The organism is Desulfosalsimonas sp. (assembly GCF_046483245.1).
Lineage (GTDB): Bacteria > Desulfobacterota > Desulfobacteria > Desulfobacterales > Desulfosalsimonadaceae > Desulfosalsimonas.
On record NZ_JAWODO010000016.1, the window covers coordinates 1 to 7,036 of the forward strand.

Genomic DNA, 7,036 nt, shown 5'->3' on the forward strand with positions numbered 1-7,036 from the left:
AAATACCGTCCGCAGCAGTTTGACGATGTCATCGGCCAGGCCCATATCACCCGCAGCCTGGCCAATGCGGTCACCACCGGGCGCATGGCTCATGCCATTTTGTTTTCCGGCCCCCGGGGCACGGGCAAAACCACTGTTGCGCGGATCCTGGCAAAATGCGTGAACTGCCATAACGGTCCCACGGACAAGCCCTGCAACCAATGCCCCTCCTGTAAGGAAATCACCACCAGCAATGCCGCTGATGTGTTTGAAATCGACGGTGCGTCCAACAACAAGGTGGAAAACGTCCGGGAACTTCGGGAAACCGCAAAATACAAGCCCTCTTCCAGCCCGTATAAGATTTTTATCATTGACGAAGTTCACATGCTCAGTGATGCGGCCTTCAACGCCTTGTTAAAAACCCTGGAAGAACCCCCGGCCCATGTGCTGTTTTTCTTTGCCACCACAGAGCCCAACAAGATCCCGGTCACCATCCTCTCCCGGTGCCAGCGCTACGACTTCCGGCGGGTGGCTATTGACGATATCACAGCCCACATGGCGGAAATCTGCAGGCAAGAACAGATGCAGATCAGTCAAAACGCCCTCGCCGTTATTGCCCGGGAGGCAGACGGCAGCATCCGCGACGGGTTAAGCCTTCTCGACCAGATTGTCACCTGCAGTTCCGAACAGGTTTCAGATGAGCAGGTGGTGGAAATGCTCGGGGTCATTGACCGCCAGGTGCTTTTTGATGCCGCAGACGCCCTTTTTTCCGGCAATGCCGCCGCCCTTGTGGGCATTTGTGACGCCCTCTACCGCCAGGGCCGGCATTTGCTGCGGTTTTATTCCGAGCTGATCGTGCATTTCAGAAACCTGCTGCTGATCAAAATGGGCGGGGCGGAAAAAAGCCTTACAGACGTGCCTGAACATGAAAAAAAACAAATGGCCAAGCAGGTGGAGCATGTCAGCGAGCCCTATCTCAGCCAGATCGTCAACACCCTGTTTTCCGACGAGTGGCGGATCAGACAGTCTGTCTCGCCCAGGCATGCGCTGGAGATGACCTTTTTCAAGCTCCTGCAGATCCGGCCGGCCATGTCCATGGATACGCTCATTGAAAAGCTCGACCAGCTCAGACAGGAAATGGGCGGACCTCTTCCGGTAAATGCCGTGCCGGAGGCGGCATCCAAGCCCCGGAACCCGGAGCCCGCGGCTTTACCAGAAAACCTGCATCCCGGCCCCGGGCCGGTCCCGGAGCCTGAGCCGGAAACTGCACCTGAGCCAGCACCTGAGCCGGAGCCGGAACCCGGCGACCCGGAAAGAGCATCAACATCCGAAAACCCCGCTGCCGGCTATGAAACCAACGAGGCATTGTGGGCGGCATTAAAAAACCATATTGCAGCCCAAAAACCATCTCTGGCCGCATGCATGGGCGAAAGCGAACTCCGGGAGATAAACGGCAGGCGCCTGGTCATTGATATCAAGTCATCAGGCAACAACATCGAGCTCCTTGACCAGAAAAAAAACATCACCCGCATGGAGCAGCTCTGCAGCGAATTTCTGGGAAAAAATATTCGGGTGGAGCTCAATATTTCCAGAGAGGCCAACCATTCGGAAAAACGCAGACAGGAAGCCAAAACCCTCAGGGAAGAGGCATTAAACCACCCCCTGGTGGAAGCGGCGGTCAAAACATTTAACGGCAAAATTGTAGATATCAAAATATTGCCCGCAGGAGGAAATACACAATGAAGAATATGGGAAAACTCATGAAGCAGGCCCAGCAGCTGCAGGATAAAATGGCCAAGCTGCAGGAGGAAATGGCCGACAAAACCATCGAAGCCACTGCAGGCGGGGGCATGGTCAAGGCCGTGGCCAACGGCAAGCAGCAGGTGGTCTCGATTCAGATTGAAAAGGAAGTGGTGGACCCCGAGGACGTGGAAATGCTCCAGGACCTCGTGCTCGCGGCGGTCAACGACGCCCTGGGCCGCGCCCAGGAAATGGTTTCTGAAGAAATGAACAAGCTCACCGGCGGCATGAATCTTCCGGGCATGATGTAAGGCGTGAAAAAAGGCAGCCCGTTTTCATGAAACACTATCCAGAAGCCATGTACCGGCTTATTCGGCAGTTCTGCAAACTGCCCGGAATCGGTCAGAAATCTGCGGAGCGCTTTGCCATGTACCTGCTGAGCGCACCGGATACTGAAGTTGCAGCCCTTTCCAAAAGCATCGGGGAGCTGAAAAAACAGGTCACGGTCTGCAAGACCTGTTTCTGCCTCAGCGATCAGGAAACCTGCGCCATCTGCCGGGATCCGGGCCGCAACAGCGGCCTTGTCTGCGTTGTGGAAAGCCCGGCGGACATGGCGGCAATTGAAAAATCCGGGGCATTTACCGGGGTCTACCATGTGCTCCAGGGGCTGATTTCTCCTATGGACGGAATCGGCCCGGAGGAGATCCGCATCCGGGAGCTTGTTGCCCGGGTGCGCGCAGGCTCTGTCAAGGAAGTCGTGATTGCCACGAGCACCAGCGTGGAGGGCGAGGCCACGGCCGACTATATTGACAAGGCCTTAAAATCCTTTGAGGTCAACGTCACCCGGATTGCTTCCGGGGTTCCCATGGGCGGGGAGCTCAAGTATATCGACCAGGTGACCCTGAAAAAAGCCATGGAGGCCCGGCGTGCGGTCTGAAATCACCCCGGAAGACTTGTTTGAATGCCAGCAGTGCGGCCAGTGCTGCCGTGGTTACGGGGGTACCTATATTACCCGCACCGACATTAAAAACATTGCCGCATACCTGGGCATTTCAGAAGACGTTTTTCTTTGCCGGTACTGCACACCGTCTGCCGGCGGCTACGTGCTGGCGCAAAAGGACGACGGATTCTGCATGTTCTGGGATCAGCTCTGCACCATCCACCCGGTCAAACCCCGAATGTGCCGGGCCTGGCCGTTTATTGAAAACCTGTTGAAAAACCCCGCGGGCTGGTATGTTATGGCAGAAGCCTGCCCGGGCATGCGCACGGGCTTTGACAAAGACGACATCCTGCGCTGCGTGCGCGAAAAACTCGACAAACGCGACGCCATGCGAAACCGGCAATCCGGTTCATCGGCTGACGGGAAACGCTCATGATCGGCATATTTGACTCCGGCATCGGCGGGCTCACCGTGGTCCGGGCAGTCATGGACGCGCTTCCCGACCATGACATTGTTTATTTCGGGGATACGGCCCGGACTCCGTACGGCAACAAAAGCGGCCGCACAGTGGTGGAATATTCCATCCAGAACACCGAGTTTCTGATTGAAAAAGGGGCCAAAATCATTGTCATGGCCTGCAACACCGCCTCCAGCGTGGCCACCCAAACCCTCCAGGACCGGTTTAACCTGCCCATTTATGAAGTCATCAGTCCGGCCGTGGACCTGGCCCTGGAACAGACGCGCAAAAACATCATCGGTGTGATCGGCACCCGGGCCACCATTGAAAGCGGCATCTACGAGGAAAAAATCCGCCGGCGCAGCCCTGAGACAAAAGTTCATTCCGCAGCCTGCCCCCTGCTGGTGCCCCTGGTGGAGGAAGGCTGGACAAACAAGCCTGAAACCCGAATGATTGTCAAAAAATACGTCCACCCCTTAAAGGTCAGACAGATTGACACCCTGATTCTCGGCTGCACCCATTATCCGGTAATCAAGCCGATCATCGCCCATAAAATCGGCAAAAAGGTACGCATCATCGACTCCTCTGTGGCCCTGGCCGGGCAGATCCGGCAGTTTTTAACAGACAACCCGGAAACAAATGCCAGGCTGGGCAAAAACGGCACAACCCGGTTTTACGTGTCTGATATCACCCGCCAGTTTCAAAAAACCGCAAAAAGTGTGATCCGGCGCCCAATTGAATTAAACCGGGTGGATCTCCATCTCTGAATCTCACCTGAACTGAGTGATTCAAATTTTTATCCGGTATCATATAATTGCCCGGTAATTGGGGCCCACAATCAGCATGCTGTTGGGCGAAACCGTCTGCACGATCTCCATGGTGGAGCCGAAAAGCAGTTCCTTGATTAAGCCGTGACCGTAGGCGCCCAGAACCAGCAGGGCATCGTGGGGGATTTCATACAGGTTTTCCGCAAAGGGCCGGTTTTCAAAAATTCGCCATGTGCGCACGTAGTTATCAAAATCGTCCTTGAGCCCGGCCTCCTGCATAATGTTTTCGTAATCCAGCCGGGAACGGCTTTCCGGATGGGAAAACACGTCCAGGGGCAGTCCGCAGCGGCGGCTGAGACGGATGCCCAGGCGCAATGCCTTGACCGCGTTGGAGGAGCCCCCAAACAGTACGGCAATGCTTGTCCACGGCTTGTAAACCGCGCTTGGGATCAGCACGGGAAATCGGGCGGACTTGACAATGCGCCGCACCCGGGGGCCGATATATCCCAGGCCGATTTTCGAGGACAGATCCGAGATGCTTCTGGGACAGCACATGAAATCAAAATCCACGGGAAGATCCGGCAGGGTGGAGGCGGTAAAATGTTTGGGGGCAAAAAACCTGGGCTGCGGCAGGCCCATGCCCTGCACGATCTCGGAGGCATGCGCTTTTGCACTGTCCGGGGCCTTTAAATAGGAGCCATCCAGATCCACCTGAACCACGTCGTTTTCAAAATACATCAAAAACTTGACATAATCGGGAATGTAGATCAGCGGCAGGATTTCCAGCTGTTTGCAAAAATAAGCCGATTGCAGCAGCATTTCCCTGCCCAGGGGGGTGTTTCGAAAAATGTGGAGCATCTGCATTTCCATGGCGCATCTCCTTTTATTGCGGCCCGCTCTCAGCCGGAGGCAAACCGGCCTGGCCCCAGGGGTTAGTGAAGGGTCTGGACCATTAATTCGTTTCTATACTTGTCCAGCAGGGTGGCCTTGGAAATCATGCCGATAAACCGGTCGGCCGATACCACCGGCATGCTGAACAAGCCCTTTGCATCCATTCGGGCAAGCACCCCTGAAAGCTCGTCATGAATGTCGACGGTCTCAACGTCTGTCTCCATGATCTGCTCAAGAAAAACCGTTTCATAGAGCAGCGGATCAAACAGGTACGGCCGGATATCATCGAGATGGATCATGCCTTCGAATTGCCCGGTTTCCGGATCCACCACGGGGAAATAATTTCTGTGAGACTGCTGGATCACCCGGATAAACTCGCCGAGCCGCATGCTGCGGGGCACTGTTTTGCAGTCGCTCTCCACGAGTTCGGCAATGCTTAAATCCGCCAGCACCTTGGCATCGGTTCTGGGCCGCAGGTATTGCCCCTTTTCCACCAAGTCCCGGAAATAAAAGGATGCCGGTTCCCAGGCATGGCAGATTGTTGTGGACAGGGCTGAGACCAGGATCAGCGGCAGAATGGTCTCATATCCGCCGGTGATCTCGACAATCAAAAAAATTCCGGTCAAAGGGGCCTGCAAAATCCCGCTGACCAAGCCCGCCATTCCCAGAAGCGCAAAACACCCCTCGTTGACCAGAGACAACCCCGGCCAGAGCATTTCCAGAAACCGGTGATACATGAGCCCGGAGAAACTGCCGATGACCAAGCACGGGGCAAATATGCCACCGGATCCGCCCCAGCCCAGGGTAAAAGACGTGGCCGCGATCTTGGCGGCCACCAGCAAAAGCACCAGACCCAGGCCAGGGGTAAAGGAGCCCTCCACCATCTGGCGGATGGAATGATACCCCTCGCCGAGCACTTCCGGCAGCATCAGCCCGATTGCCCCCACCACGCATCCGCCCAAAAAGGCCCGCGCCCAAAAGGGCAGCGGAAATTTTCCGGAAACATGATGGGATCCCCGCAAAGCCCGGGTCAAAGCAATGGAGACAAGGGCGGTGACAGCAGCCAGACCGATGGCGGCAAGCGTTGCCGTTATCCCCACCTCAAAGCGAAGGTGAGTAAAGGCGATCTGATTTCCCTGAAGGAGCCGGCTGACCTGGGCGCCAGCCACGGAAGCCACGGCAATGGGAACGATATTGCGGGCGGACCACTCGCCCACGATAATCTCAATGGTAAACACCAGCCCGGCAATCGGGGCATTGAAAATGGCCGCCAGCGCGCCCGCAGAACCGCATCCGACAAGGGCGATGCGCTGGCGTTCGTTTAGGGAAAAAAACTGGGCAACATTGGAGCCGATGGATGCCCCGCTCATGACCACGGGAGCTTCCGGGCCCGCCGAGCCGCCGCTGCCGATGGTCAGGCACGAGGAAACCAGCCGGGAAAAAGCAGAGCGCAGCCGCATCAGACCACCGTGGCGCGATACACTGTAGACCACCTCGGGCACGCCGTGGCCGGCGCCTTCCCGGATCACCTTTTCAAGAAACAATGAGGACAGCATCGCCCCGATGCCCGGCAGCACAAACAGCCACCAGTGGGCGCGCAGACCGGACAAAGCTCCGGCCATGAAATGAAGTCCCGTATTCAGCGCCACTGCTGCCAGGCCGCTGCACACGCCCACCAGGGCGCCGATGGCGATCAACAGCAGGCGATCGTCCATGCGAAACCACACCCACCTGGAAGGCGTTCGCCAAATTTTTGATCCTGAAAACAAAGCCAATGTTGATGAACTTGTAAAAAGTCTGATTTTAGATGGTGCCGTAAAAAGTTCAAGATCAAGGCTTGCGCAATTTCGAAGAATGCAGCGTACTTAGTCGTACGTGAAATTCTGAGAAATTGCGCGTAACGCAGATATTGGACTTTTTACGGCGCCATCAATTATCAAAATTCAAATTACCAAAACAAGACAGTCTAATTTCTAGTAGCAAATACATTTTCACCGTAAAAGCAAGTTTTGTCTGTGTTTTGGACATTTGATATTCGGATTTCGAATTTGTTTCGATATTCGATATTCGGATTTCGAATTTTGCGCTTCTGGTTTCGGATTTCGTGCTTCGAATTTTTCTGGTTATGTTCCTGTTTCCCGTGCCGCCCTCCTGGCTTGTTCCACAAACCGCGCCACCTTTTCAGGGTCCTTTTTAAACCGGACGTATGCCCCGGTTTCATCGGTGGCGTTGGTAAGCGTGCAGCTGTCAACCCCCGCGGGC

The 7,036-nt window shown here is 55.6% G+C and carries 8 protein-coding genes; 6 read left to right on the forward strand and 2 right to left on the reverse strand.

Annotation, left to right across the window (positions count from 1 at the left end):
- From dnaX to murI, 5 genes are all read left to right on the forward strand, one after another.
- A partial coding sequence (gene dnaX / locus R6U41_RS02020; RefSeq protein ID WP_410268164.1) for a DNA polymerase III subunit gamma/tau occupies positions 1-1,722 on the forward strand: 1,722 nt, incomplete at its 5' end.
- Positions 1,719-2,030 (forward strand): YbaB/EbfC family nucleoid-associated protein, encoded by a 312-nt coding sequence (locus R6U41_RS02025; protein WP_410268165.1) that lies wholly within the window; start codon positions 1,719-1,721, stop codon positions 2,028-2,030. The genes dnaX and R6U41_RS02025, both read left to right, overlap by 4 nt.
- Positions 2,031-2,056: 26 nt before the next feature.
- Entirely contained in the window at positions 2,057-2,656 is a 600-nt protein-coding gene (gene recR, locus R6U41_RS02030; RefSeq protein WP_410268166.1) for a recombination mediator RecR, read from the forward strand.
- A complete protein-coding gene (locus R6U41_RS02035; protein WP_410268167.1) occupies positions 2,646-3,095 on the forward strand; it encodes a YkgJ family cysteine cluster protein in 450 nt (149 codons plus the stop codon). The genes recR and R6U41_RS02035 overlap by 11 nt, the downstream gene beginning before the upstream one ends.
- Positions 3,092-3,883: a glutamate racemase gene (murI, locus tag R6U41_RS02040; protein ID WP_410268168.1), complete on the forward strand. Its 792-nt coding sequence runs from the start codon at positions 3,092-3,094 to the stop codon at positions 3,881-3,883. Before R6U41_RS02035 ends, murI begins: the two co-directional genes overlap by 4 nt.
- Positions 3,884-3,922: 39 nt before the next feature.
- Here murI and R6U41_RS02045 read toward each other — a convergent pair whose 3' ends face one another.
- Complete coding sequence (locus R6U41_RS02045; RefSeq protein ID WP_410268169.1) at positions 3,923-4,753, reverse strand: universal stress protein; 831 nt, start codon at positions 4,751-4,753, stop codon at positions 3,923-3,925.
- Between the two features lie 62 nt (positions 4,754-4,815).
- Positions 4,816-6,489 (reverse strand): chloride channel protein, encoded by a 1,674-nt coding sequence (locus tag R6U41_RS02050; protein WP_410268170.1) that lies wholly within the window; start codon positions 6,487-6,489, stop codon positions 4,816-4,818.
- Between R6U41_RS02050 and R6U41_RS02055 the strand changes: the two genes are divergently transcribed.
- Positions 6,488-6,643 carry a hypothetical protein gene (locus R6U41_RS02055; RefSeq protein ID WP_410268171.1) on the forward strand — a complete coding sequence of 52 codons (156 nt, stop codon included), beginning with the start codon at positions 6,488-6,490 and terminating at the stop codon, positions 6,641-6,643. The two genes, R6U41_RS02050 and R6U41_RS02055, sit on opposite strands and share 2 nt — an antisense overlap.
- The last annotated feature ends 393 nt before the right edge of the window (positions 6,644-7,036 follow it).

What these genes read in the sequence shown, in the direction of transcription:
- R6U41_RS02025 (WP_410268165.1), top strand. Translation starts at nt 1,719, where the DNA reads ATGAAGAATATGGGAAAACTCATGAAGCAGGCCCAGCAGCTGCAGGAT.
- recR (WP_410268166.1), top strand. Translation starts at nt 2,057, where the DNA reads ATGAAACACTATCCAGAAGCCATGTACCGGCTTATTCGGCAGTTCTGC.
- murI (WP_410268168.1), top strand. Translation starts at nt 3,092, where the DNA reads ATGATCGGCATATTTGACTCCGGCATCGGCGGGCTCACCGTGGTCCGG.
- R6U41_RS02045 (WP_410268169.1), bottom strand. Translation starts at nt 4,753, where the DNA reads ATGGAAATGCAGATGCTCCACATTTTTCGAAACACCCCCCTGGGCAGG.
- R6U41_RS02055 (WP_410268171.1), top strand. Translation starts at nt 6,488, where the DNA reads ATGCGAAACCACACCCACCTGGAAGGCGTTCGCCAAATTTTTGATCCT.
- R6U41_RS02050 (WP_410268170.1), bottom strand. Translation starts at nt 6,489, where the DNA reads ATGGACGATCGCCTGCTGTTGATCGCCATCGGCGCCCTGGTGGGCGTG.